This window comes from Streptomyces sp. S6 (genome assembly GCF_054880855.1).
On record NZ_JBTYMC010000158.1, the window covers coordinates 1 to 15165 of the forward strand.

Below are 15165 nucleotides of genomic sequence, written 5' to 3' on the forward strand. Positions count from 1 at the left end.
GTGGGCGACGGAGGCGGGCTGCCGCTCGACGGAGGCGGGCGAGGCGGCGGGCGCCGGATGCCGCGAACTCTCGGACGGGGCCGGGAAGTGCGGGCCACCGACGGGTGCGCCCCAGGTGGCCTGCGGGCCGGGTCCGCTGCCGCCGCCGGACCAGCCCTGGGCGACGAGCACGCTCCCGACGAGCACGAGCGAGGTGACGCCGGCGCCGATGAGGACGGCCTTGGCGCGGCGCCCGGCGAGGTCGACGAGGCGAGCGCTCCGATGTCTGCCGGTGTGGGCCGGGTGGCGGGCGGGCCGGTGGGCGCCGTCTCGGCCGGGCCGGGAATCCAGGTAGCGGCGGCCTCCCCAGCCGAGCACGGTCTCGGCCAGCAGGATGTCCAACGCGTCGTCGAAGAAGCTGAGTTGCTCGGCGGCGTGCCGGCAGTAGCGGCACCCGGCGAGGTGTTCGCGGACGTCGGGCAGCAGGGTGCCGCCGCGGCGCAGGGGGACGTCGAGGAGGCGGTTGTAGAAACGGCATTCGTCGGAGGGCGCGAGTTCGCGGTGGGCGCGGACACAGCCGGTGCGGAATTGGGTGCGCGCCTCGGCCAGTCCGGCGGTCGCGGTCAACTCGTCGACGCCCAGCAGACCGGCTGGTATGGATATGGGTTCGGCTTCCACTTCCGCGTGCCACAAGAGGCATTGGGAGGCCGCCGGGAGGGCACGGAAAGCGGCGTCCGCGAGTTGTCGCCTTTCCGGTGTTCCGGCACGTGAGGCGCGCAGTCCGCGTCCGCCGACGGTCTTGCCGAGTTCCGGGAGGGCTTCGGGGACGGCGTCGGCTCCGGCCCATTCGCGGACGATGTCGCGGACGGCCACGAGGAATTGGGGGCGCAGTGCGCCGCCGGGACGGCCGCCGGCCAGCCTGCCGAGCACCCGGTGGAAGGCCGCCGCGGCCACGAGCTGCGGGGACTGTCCTCGGGCGGCGAGGCAGATCGCCGCGTACTCGTGGGCGGCACGCCAGTGCCGGGCGAGCAGCAGGGCCACGGCGCGGGAGCTCTCGCCCTCGGGGGCGGCCACCTGGGCCGCGAGGTTGCGGTCCGAGTCCTGGGGGTGCCAGCCGGGCCGGGGCGGATAGGGGGGACGAGGCGGGTTGGGCGACTGCACGGAACCATTTCCTTCCAAGCCGGCGCTGGGCACACGGAAAAGTGCCCGCCGGAAAAGCAGGTGCGTGATTGGTGCGTACCTGTGGCCGGATCGGTTCGCATGGCCTGAACCGACCCTCTTTAAGAGGGCCTTACCTTCGCACATATGCCCTACGGGAAACAAGAAGTTCGAGTGACCGAAGTTCAAACAGCCGGAATTTCAGATAAGTTACCGCCGGTATCCGTACCGGCATTCGATAACTTCCGGCGGCCTCCCTGGAAGGCGTCCCTCAACTTGTGAGCCCGTCCCACTTGATGGCACACGAAATCTTCAACTTGTGTACAGACCCACGACGTTCCGCGACGCCTGCGGGGCCCGCGAGTCGTCGGAGTCGTGATCGAACCGTGAGCGTCCAGGGGGTGGTGGCCGAAAGGCACCGCATCCGCCGTTAGGGTTTCTCGGCATGTGGCAAGGACAGCAGCCGCCCGGGGGAGAGCAGAACCCGCAGGCGCAGAACAATCCGTACCAGCAGCCGGGCTACCAGCAGCCCAACCCCTACCAGCAGCCCGGGTTCCAGCAGCCGAACCCCTACGCACAGCAGCCGGGCTGGGGCACGCCGACCGTGGCGAGCACCCCGCAGGCGCAGCCGGGAGGCGGCGGGAAGGGCGGCCGCAACCGGACGAAGACGGTCGCGATCATCTCCGCGTCCGCGGTCGCCCTGACCGCCGTGGTGACCGGTTTCGTCGTGCTCGGCGGCAAGGACGACGACACGAAGAACGAGGCCAAGAAGGACCCGAGCGCGTCTCCGTCGGTCTCGGCGCCCGCCTCCCCCTCGGAGTCCTCGGCCGCCGGGGGCAACCCGCGCAGCGGGGACACCGAGGAGAAGCCGACGATCGCCGGGTGGAAGGTCGTCGTGAACCCGAAGTGGGGCACCGCGTTCGACGTCCCGGCCGACTGGGAGGTGCAGCCGCCCGGGACCGCGCTCGGCTACGAGTGGGAGGACAAGTCCAAGCCCACCGGCTACGACTCGGTCATCATGTCCGGCGCCGCCGCCCTCAAGCCGAAGTGGTGCACGTCCGACGACGACAAGGACGGCAAGACCAGCGACACCCGCCTCGGGGTGACCGGCACGAAGGGCGCGTCCGGCGCGAAGAACACCGACGAGATCGCCGTGAACACGCCCGCCTGGTGGGTGTACGGCGGGTACACCAACCCGGACAAGAAGAGCATCACCTTCGACAAGAAGGGCACGCCCTACACCACCGCCGCGGGCATCGTGGGCAGCTACGGCTGGGCACGGTCGACGAACAACCCGACCAAGGGCAAGTGCGCGGCCGACGGCAAGGCGATCACGTTCGGCTTCAAGAACTCCAAGGGCGACTTCGTGTCCTGGACGCTGTCCACGGCGAAGGGCGTCAAGGAGGAGGTTCCGGACGCGACGATCATGAAGATCCTGAGCACGGTGCGGTTGCACGGGGATCCGGTGGAGGGCTGAGAAGCGGGGGGTGAGGGGCGGGGCGGTGAGGGGCGGCGCCCAGCTCCCCGCCCCGCCGCCGTCGGCCCCCTCACCCGATCCCGAAGGCCCCGTCCGGCGGCTCCGGCGAGGGCAGCGCGTCCGCGTCCCGCACCGGCCGCGCGTCCCCGATCAGTTTCCGCAGCCCCGGCCCGTGTTCCACCCTCGCCGGAAACGCGTCGGAGGCGGTACGCCGGGCCAGTGCGGGCAGGTCGAGCGGGCGGTGGGCGGCGACGAGGACGACGTTCCCGAACCGCCTCCCCCGCAGCACCGCCGGCTCCGCGACGAGCGCCAGCTCCTCGAACACCTCGGCGAACCCGGCGAGTTGGGACCGCAGAAACCCGAACGGCGCCGCGTCCGCGAGGTTCGCGAGATACACCCCGTCGCGCCGGAGCACCCGGTCCACCTCACGCACGTACCCTGCCGACGCCACCTGCGCGGGCACCCGCGAGCCCCCGAACACGTCCGCGACGACGACGTCGGCGGACGCGTCCGGAGCCTGCGCGAGCCATTCCCTGGCGTCGGCGGCATGCAGAGCGAACTCCCCTTCGGGCAGGGGCAGTTGCTCGACGACCAGTTCCAGCAACCCCCGGTCGAACTCCACGACGTGCTGCCGAGCCCCAGGCCGGGTCACCGCGAGATACCGAGGCAGCGTGAGCGCGCCCCCACCGAGGTGCACGACATCGAGCCCGTCCGCGATCACGTCCAGCACATGCCCGAGCCGCCGGACGTACTCGAACTCCAGATACTCGGGCGCGTCGAGATCGACGTACGACTGAGGCGCCCCGTCGACCGTGAGCAGCCAAGCCCGCTCCCGATCGACATCAGGCATGAGCTTGGCAAACCCATGATCGACGGCACGGAAGACGGGGACGGGCTCGGGGTTCACCCTGTCATTGTGCCTGGTGCCGGGGGTCTTTCAGGGGCGCGGGGTCAACCCAGCACGGCGGTGACGGTCCCGGCCCCCACCGTCCTGCCGCCCTCACGGATCGCGAACCCGAGACCCGCCTCCAACGGCACCTCCCGCCCCAGTTCGACCGTCATGTCGACCCGCTCCCCCGGCCGCACCACAGCGACCTCCCCCAGGTCCACGACCCCCACCACATCCGCCGTACGGATGTAGAACTGCGGCCGGTACCCGGTGGAGACCGGCGTGGCCCGCCCGCCCTCCTTCGCGGACAGCACGTACACCTGCGCCGTGAACCTCCGCCGAGGCACCACGCTCCCCGGCGCCGCGACGACGTGCCCCCGCCGGACGGCGTCCCGGGGCACCCCCCGCAGCAGCAGCGCGACGCTGTCCCCGGCCTGCGCCTCCTCCATCGGCTTCCCGAAGGTCTCGACTCCGGTGACGACGGTGTCGACGCCGGCGCCGAGCACTTCGACCCGGTCCCCGACCCGCACGGTCCCCCGCTCGACGGCCCCGGTGACGACGGTCCCGCGCCCGGTGATGGTGAGGACGTTCTCGACGGACAGCAGGAACGGCGCGTCGAGATACCGCTCGGGCATCGGCACGTACGTGTCGACCGCGTCGAGCAGCGCCTCGACGGACGCGACCCAACGCCGGTCACCCTCAAGGGCCTTGAGCCCGGAGACCCGGACGACCGGCGCGCTGTCGCCGCCGTACCCGTGCGTGGTGAGGAGGTCGCGGACCTCCAGTTCGACGAGTTCGACCAGCTCGTCGTCCGCGCCGTCGGCCTTGTTGAGGGCGACGACGATGTGGTCCACGCCGACCTGCCGGGCCAGCAGGACGTGCTCGGCGGTCTGCGGCATGATCCCGTCGAGCGCGGAGACGACGAGGATCGCCCCGTCGAGCTGGGCCGCGCCGGTGATCATGTTCTTGACGAAGTCGGCGTGCCCCGGCATGTCGACGTGCGCGTAGTGCCGAGTGTCGGTCTCGTACTCGACGTGCGAGATGTTGATGGTGATGCCGCGGGCGGCCTCCTCGGGGGCGCGGTCGATGCGGTCGAACGGCACGAAGGTGCCGGTGCCCCGGTCGGCGAGGACCTTGGTGATGGCGGCGGTGAGGGTGGTCTTGCCGTGGTCGACGTGGCCCATCGTGCCGATGTTGAGATGCGGCTTGGTGCGTACGTACGCGGTCTTGGACATGGCTGAACCTCGAAGCTGTAGCCGTGGGAAAAGAGACGGGACCCCGGTGATCCGTCCGACCCTCCCCTCGCGGGGTCCGCCGGACTTCCGGGGGAGGGTCAGCTTCGGGCGCCGTCGACAGCGGCCAGGACGTACAGGACGGCAGCCTTCGGGGCATCCGCGACGGCGGATGCTGCGAGGTGGAAGGCGTACCGGAACATGTGCTCGATCCTCGTCGAAGTACCGGCACACGTCGAACGATTTTCCGTGCCGTGCCGTTCAGTGCCGTCTCGGTGACAAGACCCATACAGCGATCAGACGTCTTCGTGGGCTACCGTCACGGAATGCTCGATGCCACCACCCGCTCTGGGGGCACCGCCACGGCCTCTCCCCGGGCCGCCGACGCTGAGCTCGCCGTACCCGTCGCCGCGCCGGCGAGGCGGTACGCGCGCGTGCTGCTCGCTCCCTGGTCCCGTTTCTCGCTGCTGGTCGCGCTGCTCGCGGCGGCGGGGGCGAGTGTGCTGCTCTTCGAGCCGCAGAAGCTCCTGGAGGACGGCTGGCCGCCCCATATGACGGGTGCCTCGGCCGCCGCCGTCTTCACGGTCGCGTACGCGCTGTGCACGGTGGCCTTCGTGCCCCGCCCGTTCCTGAACCTTGCCGCAGGCGCTCTGTTCGGCTGGGAGGTGGGGCTCGTGACGACGCTCGTGGGGACGGTCCTCGGCTCCGGGATCGCCTTCGGGCTCGGCCGGACGCTGGGGCAGGACGCGCTGCGGCCGTTGCTGCGGGGGCGGGTCCTGAAGGCGGCGGACGGCCAGTTGAGCCGGCACGGCATGCGGTCGATGCTGGCGGCGCGGCTGTTCCCCGGGATGCCGTTCTGGCTGGCCAACTACGGCGCCGCCGTCTCCCGCATCGGCTGGTTCCCGTTCCTGTTCGCGACCGCGCTGGGCTCGGTGCCCAACACGGCCGCGTACGTCGTCGCCGGGGCGCGGGCGTCGTCCCCGACGTCACCGGTGTTCCTGATCGCCGTCGCGGCGATCGCGCTGCCGTCGGTGGCGGGGGCTGTGGTGGCGTGGCGCAAGAGGCATCACTTCCGGGGGAAGTGAGTTCAGACGGCCTCCAGGATCATCGCGTTGGCCAGTCCCCCGGCCTCGCACATCGTCTGTAGCCCGTACCGCGCCCCCCGCTCCCGCATCGAGTGCACCAGCGTCGTCGTCAGCCGCGTCCCGCTCGCGCCGAGCGGATGTCCGAGGGCGAGCGCGCCGCCGTCCACGTTGACCCGGTCGAGGTCGGCGCCGGTCTCCTGGCGCCAGGCGAGGACGACGCCGGCGAACGCCTCGTTGATCTCGAAGAGGTCGATGTCGTCGAGGGTGAGTCCGGCGCGGCGCAGCACCTTCGCGGTGGCCGGGATGACGCCGGTCAGCATGAGGAGGGGGTCGGAGCCGGTGACGGCGAAGCTGTGGAGGCGGGCGAGGGGGCGCAGGCCGAGGCGGGCGGCGGCGCCGGCGGAGGCGATGAGGACGGCGGAGGCGCCGTCGTTGATCGGGCTGGCGTTTCCGGCGGTGACGTTCCACTCGATCTGGGGGAAGCGTTCGGCGACGGCGGGGTCGTAGTAGGCGGGCTTGAGGCCGGCGAGGATCTCGGGGGTCGTGCCGGGGCGGACGGACTCGTCGCGGGTGACGCCGTCCAGGGGAGCGACCTCGGTGTCGAATCGGCCCCGTCCCCACGCGTCGGCGGCCTTGTGGTGCGAGGACGCGGCGAACTCGTCGAGCTGCGCGCGGGTGAGGGACCACTTCGCGGTGATCAGTTCGGCGCTGACGCCCTGCGGGACGAGGCCCTCCGGGTAGCGCCGGGCGACCCCGGGTCCGAAGGGGTCCTTGCCCTCCGGGACGTTCGACCACATCGGCACCCGGCTCATCGACTCGACCCCGCAGGCGACGACCAGGTCGTAGGCGCCCGCCATCACCCCCTGCGCGGCGAAGTGCACGGCCTGCTGGGAGGAGCCGCACTGCCGGTCCACCGTCGTCGCGGGCACGGACTCCGGGAAACCGGCGGCCAGGACGGCGTACCGGGTGGTGTTCATGGCCTGCTCGCCGACCTGGTCGACGGTGCCGCCGATGACGTCGTCCACGAGCGCGGGGTCGACTCCGGCGCGGTCGACGAGGGTGCGCAGGGTGTGGGCGAGGAGGTCGACGGGGTGGACGTGGGACAGGGCGCCGCCGGGTTTGCCCTTGCCGACGGGAGTGCGGACGGCTTCGACGACGACGGCGTCACGCATGGCATGCCTCCGAGGGGTGAGTTTGAATTCCAAACCCACAGTAGCTCGAAGGCAACCCCCTGGACCAGCTAAGTTGGAAATCCAAACCCTCCCCTAAACTGACCACATGGCCGCCCCCAAGGACCCCCGCCCCTGCTCCATCGCCGACGCCCTCTCCCTCGTCGGCGAGAAATACGCCCTCCTGATCGTCCGCGAGGTCCTCATGGGCAACGGCCGCTTCGACCAGCTCGTCCGCAACATCGGCGCCCCGCGCGACGTCCTCTCCGCCCGCCTGCGCCGCCTGGTGGACGCGGGCATCCTCACGAAGCACACCTACTCCGACCGCCCCCTCCGCCACGAGTACCGCCCCACCCCGCCGGCCCTCGACCTCGAACCGGTCCTCCTCATGCTCATGGCCTGGGGCGACCGCCACCTCCACCCCACGGCCCCGCCCATGTCCCTGGAACACACCTGCGGCCACGAACTGATCCCCACGGTCACCTGCACGACCTGCGGCCACGAGGTGACCCACGAGGACCTCACACCCCATCCCCAAGCCCCGGGCTGGACCCTCACGGGCCCCATCACGACCTGACGACATCCACCCCGAACACCGCCTCGCACTCAGGACACCGGGCCCGCCCGAAAAGCCGGCTCACCGAAGCCGCCAACTCGTGCCGCCCGCTCTCGACGGCCAGGGTGTACAAACGGGCCCCGATGCCGGTCAGTCCGGCGGGGTCGGCCGGCAGCAGTTCGAGGTCGAACTCGTCGTGGTCCTCCCCCACCGAGGCGGACCACTGCGCCTCGCACTGCGGGCACTCGACCTCGAACTCCTCAAGGAGCAGCTCCAGTTCGGTCGACCAGAACGGCACCCCCTCGAACGCGAGCAGCCCCTGGAGGTGCTGCACGAAGCCGTACCCGAAGTCACCGGTCTCGCCCGCCGGCAGCTCCGCGAGGACGTCCCGGGCCACCGGCAGCAGCTCACGGATCTGCGCTTCGTACCGCGCCCGCTCCTCGGCGCCCGCCGCGCCGACGACGTGCCCCGCCATGAGAACCGCCTCGCCGCGAGCGCCGGGCGCACGGCCCGTGGCGATGTCGGTGAGCAGGGGGAGGGCGGCGAAACTCGCGGTGTAGACGGTCCCTTGGTGGCAGAGGGCGGACCAGAGGCCCGACCAGATCTCCTTGTCGCCCGGCCCGCCGTCGAGACCGGCGAAGAGGCCGGGGATGTCGTCGGCGGGGCCGTAGGCGTGGCTGAGGCGGGACCAGTCCGTCGTCATGGACGGAGATTCTGCCCGGCGCCCCGCCCGCCTCTCCCCGCGCCCGCCTCACGCCTCCAGCGCGTACACGTCCAGCCGCCCGCACATCCCGAACTTCCCCCGCTCGGCGGGCTGTTCGGCCCGCACCACGGCGTCCCGCAGATGTGAGGCGTCGCCCCGGACGAGCCGTTCGAGGTGCTCCTCGGTCGCTCGGGCGGCGGCGAGGGCGCCGGCCTCCCAGCGTGCCCGCCACTCGTCCAGCCGGGGTCGGACGAGGGCGGCGGCGGAGGTGTGGAAGGCGTCCAGGGAGGCGGGGGACTCGCGGAGCAGCCGGTACCCCTCCAGGGCCAGGTCCCGGCGTCTGCGGGCGACTTGCTCCTGTTCCTCGCGGGACGCGTCCGGCGGGATGCGGGTGGCCGAGGCGTACGTGTCGGGGTCGGTCAGGTACTCCGGGGGGAGCGTGAGGACCGCGTCGCCCGCCTCGGGGAGGCCGGAGTTCTGCATGAGGACGGCGATCTGGAGGTCGTCCTCGTTGACGAGGCGGTGGACGGTGCCGGGGGTGAACCAGGCGACCGTGCCCGGCGCGAGAGGGGTGACCTCGAAGCCGGACGCCGTGAGGGTCTCGACGGCACCCTGGCCGCCGGTCACCACGTACCCCTCCGAACAGGCCAGGTGCATATGGGGAGTTCCGCCGTGGAGGCCGTCGGCGGCGGGCCAGTCGTACACGCACAGGCGGGACAGACCGACGCCGCCGGGCAACCCCGCGAAACCGTTCACCACGGTCGCTCCTCAAGGTACTTGGCGATGTCGCCGCGCTCCCAGGCCCCGTCGGCGACGATCACCCGGTAGCGCCGGGTGAGGGTCTCGCCCGGCGGCAGCTCCAGTTCCTCGAAGAAGGCCCAGGAGGGGGCGATGGCGGCGAAGGGCTCGTTGCGCACGAACCAGTGGGCGGGATGCCCGTCCGCGTTCTCGGGGGCGTGGGCGAGGACGACGGTGGCGTACCCGTCGGCGCCGTCGTGCTCGCCGGAGAGGGCGAGCCACTCCCCCTGGGTGCCCATGAGTTCGGGGCCCTCCCCGTGGGGGCCGATGATGCGGCCGTCCCGGAAAGCGCGGGGACCTCGCCAGAACAGCCCGGTGTAGCCCGCCATTTCACGCCCGGCGGTGGTGGGGCTGCCGAACAGGAGAGGTTCCGTACGCCGGTTGGTGATGGCGCTCGTCCACGTCAGCGCCCAGGACCGGGAGTCCGGGTCGACGTCGTGGACCTCGACCCGGCGCGTCTCCTCGGCCCACAGCTCACCGTCGTACGGGTGCCAGGTGAGCCGCTCGGCGATCACTGCGCGGCCGTCCGCCGCGCTCACCTCGTCGAAGCCGACGTGCCGCATCGAGCCCACGCGCTCGGGGATCGCAAGGTAACCCTCGCCGTGCACATAGGAGTTGCCGCCCCACAGGTTCGCGCCGGAGAGGTGCGAGGCGGTCAGGGAGAGGCCCTTGTGCCAGCGGTGGTCGTTGGGCCGGTAGTCGGTGACGACGTCCCCGGCGAGCGTGCGCAGCGGGTGGATGTACGGCTTGGGCGCCTCCCAGTCGGCCTCCGCCCGGTAGACGTAGGAGAGGAGTTCGACGCCGGTGACCGGCTCGGTGACGGTGATGTGCTCACCGTGCGCGTGGACGAGCCTCACGCGGACCCCTCCTCGGGCGCCCAGCCGGGCGCACCCCCGTGCAGGGCCGTGTAGTACGGGTCGCCCTCGCCGATCTCGCCGCGCCGGACGGTGACGTCGGTGAACGCCGACTTGTAGAGCGCGCTGACGAGTTCGAGGCTCGCCCGCCCCTCCTCGCCGCTCAGCCTCGGCCGTTCACCGGCACGCATGCTCGCGACCAGTTCCCGCAACTGCTCCAGGTGCGAACTCGGCACGTCCGCACCGAAGTCGAGCCAGGACGCGGCCTCCTGCTCGGAGACGCCGGGCGCCGGGGTGATCGTCCAGTTCGCGTTGGAGTGGCCGTAGAGGTGGACCAGTTCGACGGTCGCGCGCTCGCAGTCGATGCGGATCCGGCTGACCTCGTCGGGGCTGAGGACGCTGTTGACGACGGTCGCCATCGCGCCGTTCTCGAAGCGCAGCAGCGCGGTGGAGACGTCCTCGGTCTCCACGTCGTGCACGAGCCGTCCCGCCATGGCGCGCACCTCGCTCCACGCGCCGAGCAGGTCGAGCATCAGGTCCATCTGGTGGATGCCGTGGCCCATCGCGGGCCCGCCGCCCTCGGTGGCCCACCGGCCGCGCCAGGGGACGGCGTAGTAGGCGGTGTCCCGGTACCAGGTCGTCTGGCAGTGCGCGACGAGCGGCCGGCCGAGGGCCTTCTCGGCGAGGAGCCGGCGGACGTGCCGGGTGCCGGAACCGAAACGGTGCTGGAAGACGATGGAGGAGTAGGGGCCGGTCGCCGTCCCCTCCTCGGCGGCGACGGCGTCGTACTCGGCCAGCGTCAGGACGGGCGGCTTCTCGCACAGCACCCAGGCGCCGGCCCGCAGCGCGGCCTGGCTCTGGGCGCGGTGCAGGGTGGGCGGCGTGCAGATGGTCACCAGGTCGGGGCGCTGCTCGGCGAGCATCAGCTCCAGGTCGGTGTACGGGTGCGGGACACCGCCCTCGGCGCAGAACGCGGCGACGGCCTCGGCATTGACGTCGACGGCCGCGACGATCTCGACCTCGCCCTCCTCGGCGAGCTTCCGGAGCGCCGGGAGGTGCGAGCCGCGGCCGATGGCACCGGTACCGATGACGGCCGCGCGGATCCTCCGGCCGGTGAGGGGAGCGGTGGGGGGCATGGGCTGATCAGCACTCCTCGATCTGGCGGTCGTCCGCGCCAGCCGGGGAACGACCCTCGCAGCAAGCGCTTTCTCTCGCCAGCAACGTATGTGGCGACGGTGGGGTGGGTCAACAGGTCGAATAGGTGGATAAGGGGGCCCGGCGGACCCTGTTTCCCGGCCTGTCCTCCTAGGACGCTACGCTGCCCCCTGCACCCGTTGATCTCCGCGCGCGGCGTGCTGCCGTGTCACCGGCGGCCGTCGGCGTCGTTCCCGTGTTCCTCAGTCTGTTCCCGATCGGCACTTGGACTCCGTAACCTCATGTCTTGGTTTGAATCCCTCATCCTCGGACTCGTCCAGGGGCTGACCGAGTTCCTCCCCGTCTCCTCCAGCGCGCACCTGCGGCTCACCGCGGCGTTCTCCGGCTGGGAGGACCCCGGTGCCGCGTTCACGGCGATCACGCAGATCGGCACGGAAGCGGCGGTGCTGATCTACTTCCGCAAGGACATCGGGCGGATCATCTCCGCCTGGGCGCGGTCGCTGTTCAAGAAGGAGATGCGCGCCGACCACGACGCCCGCATGGGCTGGCTGGTGATCGTCGGCTCGATCCCGATCGGCGTCCTCGGGCTCACCCTCAAGGACCACATCGAGGGGCCGTTCCGCGATCTGCGGATCACCGCGACGATGCTCATCGTCATCGGCGTCGTCATGGGCGTCGCCGACCGGCTCGCCGCCCGCGACGAGGCCGACCGTCCGCACCGCGCGCCCAAGCAGCGCAAGGCCCTGGAGAACCTCGGCGTCAAGGACGGCCTGATCTTCGGCTTCTGCCAGGCCTGCGCCCTCATCCCCGGCGTCTCCCGCTCCGGCGCCACCATCACCGGCGGCCTCTTCATGGGCTACAAGCGCGAGGCCGCCGCCCGCTACTCCTTCCTCCTCGCCATCCCCGCCGTCCTCGCCTCCGGCCTCTTCGAGACGAAGGACGCCCTGGAGAGCGACCACGTTTCCTGGGGCCCCACCCTCTTCGCCACCGGCATCGCCTTCGTCTCCGGCTACGTCGTCATCTCCTGGTTCATGAAGTTCATCAGCACCAAGTCCTTCATGCCGTTCGTGTACTACCGAGTGGCGCTGGGCATCGTGATCATCGCGCTGGTCAGCGCGGGTGCGCTGAGCCCGCACGCGGCGGAGTCGGCGGGCTGAGAAAGCCGACAGCGGCAGGAGGCCCCCTTCGCGAGCAATATGCGAGGGGGGCCTTGTTGTCAGGGGCGCGGGGCTGTATCTCGTCTGCGGCTATCGCCACACAACCTGAAGCACCACCCCATCAGGCACTCACCGCCCATACGCCTGCTCACAGATCCGAGCCTCCGCGCTCCCCTCCCGCCACCCCCCGTACTGCCTCCCCAGCGCACACACATCCGCCTGCTTCCGAACCTCCGACTCCACATCAGGAATCTCGATCCGAGGCTCGTCAGGAACAGCAGGCCGCTGTGGCCGAACCCGATGCTGGGGCACCGGTTCCCGCTCCGGCGCGGGCACCCGGGCCGGTGCCGACACCCCGTCCCCGCCCCGCCGCACCGCGGGCGACTCCGTACTCGCCGGGGCGACCATGTCCAGCGCCTCCCTGGCCGGCGCCTGAATCACCCGTGTCCGCGCCTTCCCGTCGGGACGGGGCAGCGGCGGAACCGAGGGGACGGCGGACGCCCCCGGCGCGGGGGGATGGTGCTGGACGGTCACGCATCCGGTGAGAGCGGAGGCGGCGACGGTCACCAGCAGGGTCGCGGTAGTCGTCGTACGGTGCACCCGCGCAACTCTGTCGGCTCCGGCGCCGGGAGGGGCGGTGGACAAGCGGAGGTTGGTCCGCACGGGTGATCTCCTGCCCCGTACGGACGTCCAGGGGCGGCGCGAACTGACGCCGCGCCCCCGCCGTCACGCCCCCGAGCGCCCCCTCACTCCCCCGTGGCCCCGTCGATCCGCTCGCGCAGCAGGTCCGCGTGTCCGTTGTGCCGGGCGTACTCCTCGATCATGTGGGTGTAGATCCACCGCAGGGTGAACGGCTCGTCGGTGAACCGGCTCTTGCCCTGGGACAGATCGTCGAGCGCGAAGCGGGCGGCCTGCTCCCGGGCGGCCTCGATCTCGCGCTGCCAGGTGGCGTGCGCCTCGGCCCAGGTGTCCTGCTCCGTGAGGTGGAACTCGCCGTCGGGATCGGCGTCGCTGTAGTAGATCGGCCCCGCCTGCTCCCCCGCGAGCACCCGCCGGAACCACGACCGCTCGACGTCCGCCATGTGCCGGACGAGCCCCATCAGCGACAGCTCCGACGGCGCCACCGCGGCCGTCCTCAACTGCTCGTCGCTCAACCCCTCGCACTTCCGGGCGAGAGTCTGCCGGTGATACTCCAACCAGCCCTCCAGCATGTCCCGTTCGGACGCGTTCTGGGCGGGTTCGGTGCGCTGAATACTCATCCCGGCATGATCCCGCACACCTCCCCCGCCCGCCCACGCGTTTTCACCGCCCCAGCATCCCCCGCAGCAACTCCCGCACCCCGTCCCGGACTTCCCCCTCCGGCGGCACCCGGAACGCCCCCGCCGCGCACGAGAACATCAGCCCGTCCGCCCAGGCCACGAGCGACAGCACATGCCGCTCCGGCTCCCGGGACCCGACCCCCACCAGCACCTCCCGCAGCACCGCCTGGAACCGCGCCCCCGTGGCGTCGTAGACCTCCCTCAACTCCCGTCGCCGCGTGGCCTCCAGCGCCAGTTCGTACCGCGCGATCACCAGCACCCGGTCCCCGCCCAGCAGCCGGTGGACGGCCCCGGCGAGCGCACCGGCGAGCGCGTCCAACCCCTCCTGCGGGCCGGGGAGTTCACCGAGTCCGAGCACCTCCGCCTCCCGCTCGGCGTGCCGCCGGACGGCGAGTTCGAGCAGTGCCTGACGGGTCCGGGCGAGATTGGAGGTGGACCCCTGCGCGAGCCCGGCGGCCTCGTCGACGGCGCGATGGGTGAGGCCCCGCATACCGCGCTCGGCGAGGAGAGCGAGGGCGGCGTCGGCGACGCGGTCGGAACGAGAGGCGCGGGAGGTGTCCGAGGCGCCTGCGGGTTCGGGCGTGGGGAGAGGTTCCGGCATGCCCCCAACCTACCCCTCCCCCACTACACCCGTAGTACAGTCGACATCGTCACTACACCTGTAGTCCGAGGAGAGAGTATGCGCACCCTCGTCATAGGCGCCGGCATCGGTGGCCTCACCGCCGCCGCGGCCCTCCACCGCGCCGGCGCCCACGTCACCGTCCTCGAACGCGCCCCCTCCCTGGCCCCGATCGGCTCCGCGATCTCCCTCGCCCCGAACGCGCTCAGCGCCCTCGACCTCCTCGGCGTCGGCGACGAGATCCGGGACCTGGCGGCATGGCAGGGGGACGGCGGGCTCCGCACACCCGGCGGGCGCTGGCTGTCGCGCTCCGGCGCAGAGGCCGCACAGGCCCGTTTCGGCGGGCCTCTCGTCATGCTCCCGAGAGCCACCCTCGTCGACACGCTCGCCGCCCTCCTCCCGCCGGACGCGATCCGCACCGGCGTGCGCGCGACGCTCACCGACCCCGGGGACGCCACCCGGCCGGCCCAAGTGGCCACACCGGACGGCGAGTTGGCAGCCGACCTGGTCGTCGGCGCGGACGGCGTCCACTCCGTCGTCCGCAAGGCGCTCTTCCCGGACCAACTCGGGGCGGTGTACGCCGGGTTCACCACGTGGCGGGTGCTCATCCCGTTGCCCGGCGTGGAGTTCGCGTCGCACGAGACGTGGGGGCGGGGACAGTTGTGGGGGTCGCATCCGTTGCGGGACGGACGGGTGTACGCGTACGCCGCCGCTCTCGCTCCCGAGGGTGAGCGGGCCGTCGACGAGCGGGCCGAGCTGCTGCGGCGGTTCGGCGACTGGCACCGGCCGGTGCCGGAGATCCTGGCGGCCGTCGGCGCCGGGGACGTCCTGCGGCACGACGTGCACCGGATCGCCGTCCCGCTCCCCGCCTTCCACCGGGGCCGGGTCGCGCTGCTCGGGGACGCGGCGCACGCGATGCCGCCGAGTCTCGCGCAGAGCGGCAACCAGGCGATCGAGGACGCCGTCGTCCTCGCGCACCACCGCGCCGACCTGTCCGCGTACACGGCCGCGCGCC

The 15165-nt window shown here is 71.9% G+C and carries 14 protein-coding genes and 1 pseudogene; 5 read left to right on the forward strand and 10 right to left on the reverse strand.

Going from position 1 to position 15165, the window contains the following annotated elements; all coding sequences use genetic code 11:
- Nucleotides 1-1140: pseudogene (locus tag ACVNF4_RS21385) on the reverse strand (RICIN domain-containing protein); the annotation flags it as partial.
- 442 nt (nucleotides 1141-1582) lie between these two features.
- Here ACVNF4_RS21385 and ACVNF4_RS21390 point away from each other — a divergent pair.
- The gene (locus ACVNF4_RS21390) at nucleotides 1583-2614 is read left to right on the forward strand and encodes a hypothetical protein (RefSeq protein ID WP_461804468.1); all 1032 of its coding nucleotides are present in this window, start codon (nucleotides 1583-1585) and stop codon (nucleotides 2612-2614) included.
- A gap of 70 nt (nucleotides 2615-2684) precedes the next feature.
- Here the strand turns inward: ACVNF4_RS21390 and ACVNF4_RS21395 are convergent, their stop codons facing one another.
- A complete protein-coding gene (locus tag ACVNF4_RS21395) occupies nucleotides 2685-3464 on the reverse strand; it encodes a spermidine synthase (protein WP_461804469.1) in 780 nt (259 codons plus the stop codon).
- 101 nt (nucleotides 3465-3565) lie between these two features.
- Nucleotides 3566-4738 (reverse strand): elongation factor Tu, encoded by a 1173-nt coding sequence (gene tuf / locus ACVNF4_RS21400; protein WP_461804470.1) that lies wholly within the window; start codon nucleotides 4736-4738, stop codon nucleotides 3566-3568.
- Nucleotides 4739-5061: 323 nt separating this feature from the next.
- On the opposite strand from tuf, the gene ACVNF4_RS21405 reads away from it, so the two are divergent.
- Complete coding sequence (locus ACVNF4_RS21405; protein ID WP_461804471.1) at nucleotides 5062-5820, forward strand: TVP38/TMEM64 family protein; 759 nt, start codon at nucleotides 5062-5064, stop codon at nucleotides 5818-5820.
- A 2-nt stretch (nucleotides 5821-5822) separates the two neighbouring features.
- On the opposite strand, the gene ACVNF4_RS21410 is transcribed toward ACVNF4_RS21405, so the two are convergent.
- On the reverse strand, nucleotides 5823-6992 hold the full coding sequence (locus ACVNF4_RS21410; RefSeq protein WP_461804472.1) for a thiolase family protein: 1170 nt from the start codon (nucleotides 6990-6992) through the stop codon (nucleotides 5823-5825).
- A 106-nt stretch (nucleotides 6993-7098) separates the two neighbouring features.
- Here ACVNF4_RS21410 and ACVNF4_RS21415 point away from each other — a divergent pair, with 106 nt between their 5' ends.
- A complete protein-coding gene (locus ACVNF4_RS21415) occupies nucleotides 7099-7566 on the forward strand; it encodes a winged helix-turn-helix transcriptional regulator (RefSeq protein WP_461804473.1) in 468 nt (155 codons plus the stop codon).
- Here ACVNF4_RS21415 and ACVNF4_RS21420 read toward each other — a convergent pair.
- From ACVNF4_RS21420 to ACVNF4_RS21435, 4 genes are read right to left on the reverse strand one after another with little or no spacing between them, the layout of a single operon-like run.
- Nucleotides 7556-8248 carry a hypothetical protein gene (locus ACVNF4_RS21420; RefSeq protein WP_461804474.1) on the reverse strand — a complete coding sequence of 231 codons (693 nt, stop codon included), beginning with the start codon at nucleotides 8246-8248 and terminating at the stop codon, nucleotides 7556-7558. The genes ACVNF4_RS21415 and ACVNF4_RS21420 overlap by 11 nt on opposite strands.
- 48 nt (nucleotides 8249-8296) lie before the next feature.
- On the reverse strand, nucleotides 8297-9007 hold the full coding sequence (locus ACVNF4_RS21425; RefSeq protein WP_461804475.1) for a cupin domain-containing protein: 711 nt from the start codon (nucleotides 9005-9007) through the stop codon (nucleotides 8297-8299).
- Nucleotides 9001-9903 carry a DUF6807 domain-containing protein gene (locus ACVNF4_RS21430; protein ID WP_461804476.1) on the reverse strand — a complete coding sequence of 301 codons (903 nt, stop codon included), beginning with the start codon at nucleotides 9901-9903 and terminating at the stop codon, nucleotides 9001-9003. The genes ACVNF4_RS21425 and ACVNF4_RS21430 overlap by 7 nt, the downstream gene beginning before the upstream one ends.
- The gene (locus ACVNF4_RS21435; RefSeq protein WP_461804477.1) at nucleotides 9900-11036 is read right to left on the reverse strand and encodes a Gfo/Idh/MocA family protein; all 1137 of its coding nucleotides are present in this window, start codon (nucleotides 11034-11036) and stop codon (nucleotides 9900-9902) included. Before ACVNF4_RS21435 ends, ACVNF4_RS21430 begins: the two co-directional genes overlap by 4 nt.
- Nucleotides 11037-11336: 300 nt before the next feature.
- Between ACVNF4_RS21435 and ACVNF4_RS21440 the strand changes: the two genes are divergently transcribed.
- A complete protein-coding gene (locus ACVNF4_RS21440) occupies nucleotides 11337-12212 on the forward strand; it encodes an undecaprenyl-diphosphate phosphatase (protein WP_461804478.1) in 876 nt (291 codons plus the stop codon).
- Nucleotides 12213-12958: 746 nt separating this feature from the next.
- On the opposite strand, the gene ACVNF4_RS21445 is transcribed toward ACVNF4_RS21440, so the two are convergent.
- Nucleotides 12959-13471 carry a DinB family protein gene (locus ACVNF4_RS21445; protein ID WP_461804479.1) on the reverse strand — a complete coding sequence of 171 codons (513 nt, stop codon included), beginning with the start codon at nucleotides 13469-13471 and terminating at the stop codon, nucleotides 12959-12961.
- Between the two features lie 43 nt (nucleotides 13472-13514).
- Nucleotides 13515-14132 carry a TetR/AcrR family transcriptional regulator gene (locus ACVNF4_RS21450; RefSeq protein ID WP_461804480.1) on the reverse strand — a complete coding sequence of 206 codons (618 nt, stop codon included), beginning with the start codon at nucleotides 14130-14132 and terminating at the stop codon, nucleotides 13515-13517.
- 78 nt (nucleotides 14133-14210) lie between these two features.
- On the opposite strand from ACVNF4_RS21450, the gene ACVNF4_RS21455 reads away from it, so the two are divergent.
- The coding region (locus tag ACVNF4_RS21455; protein WP_461804481.1) for an FAD-dependent monooxygenase at nucleotides 14211-15165 on the forward strand (955 nt) is incomplete at its 3' end.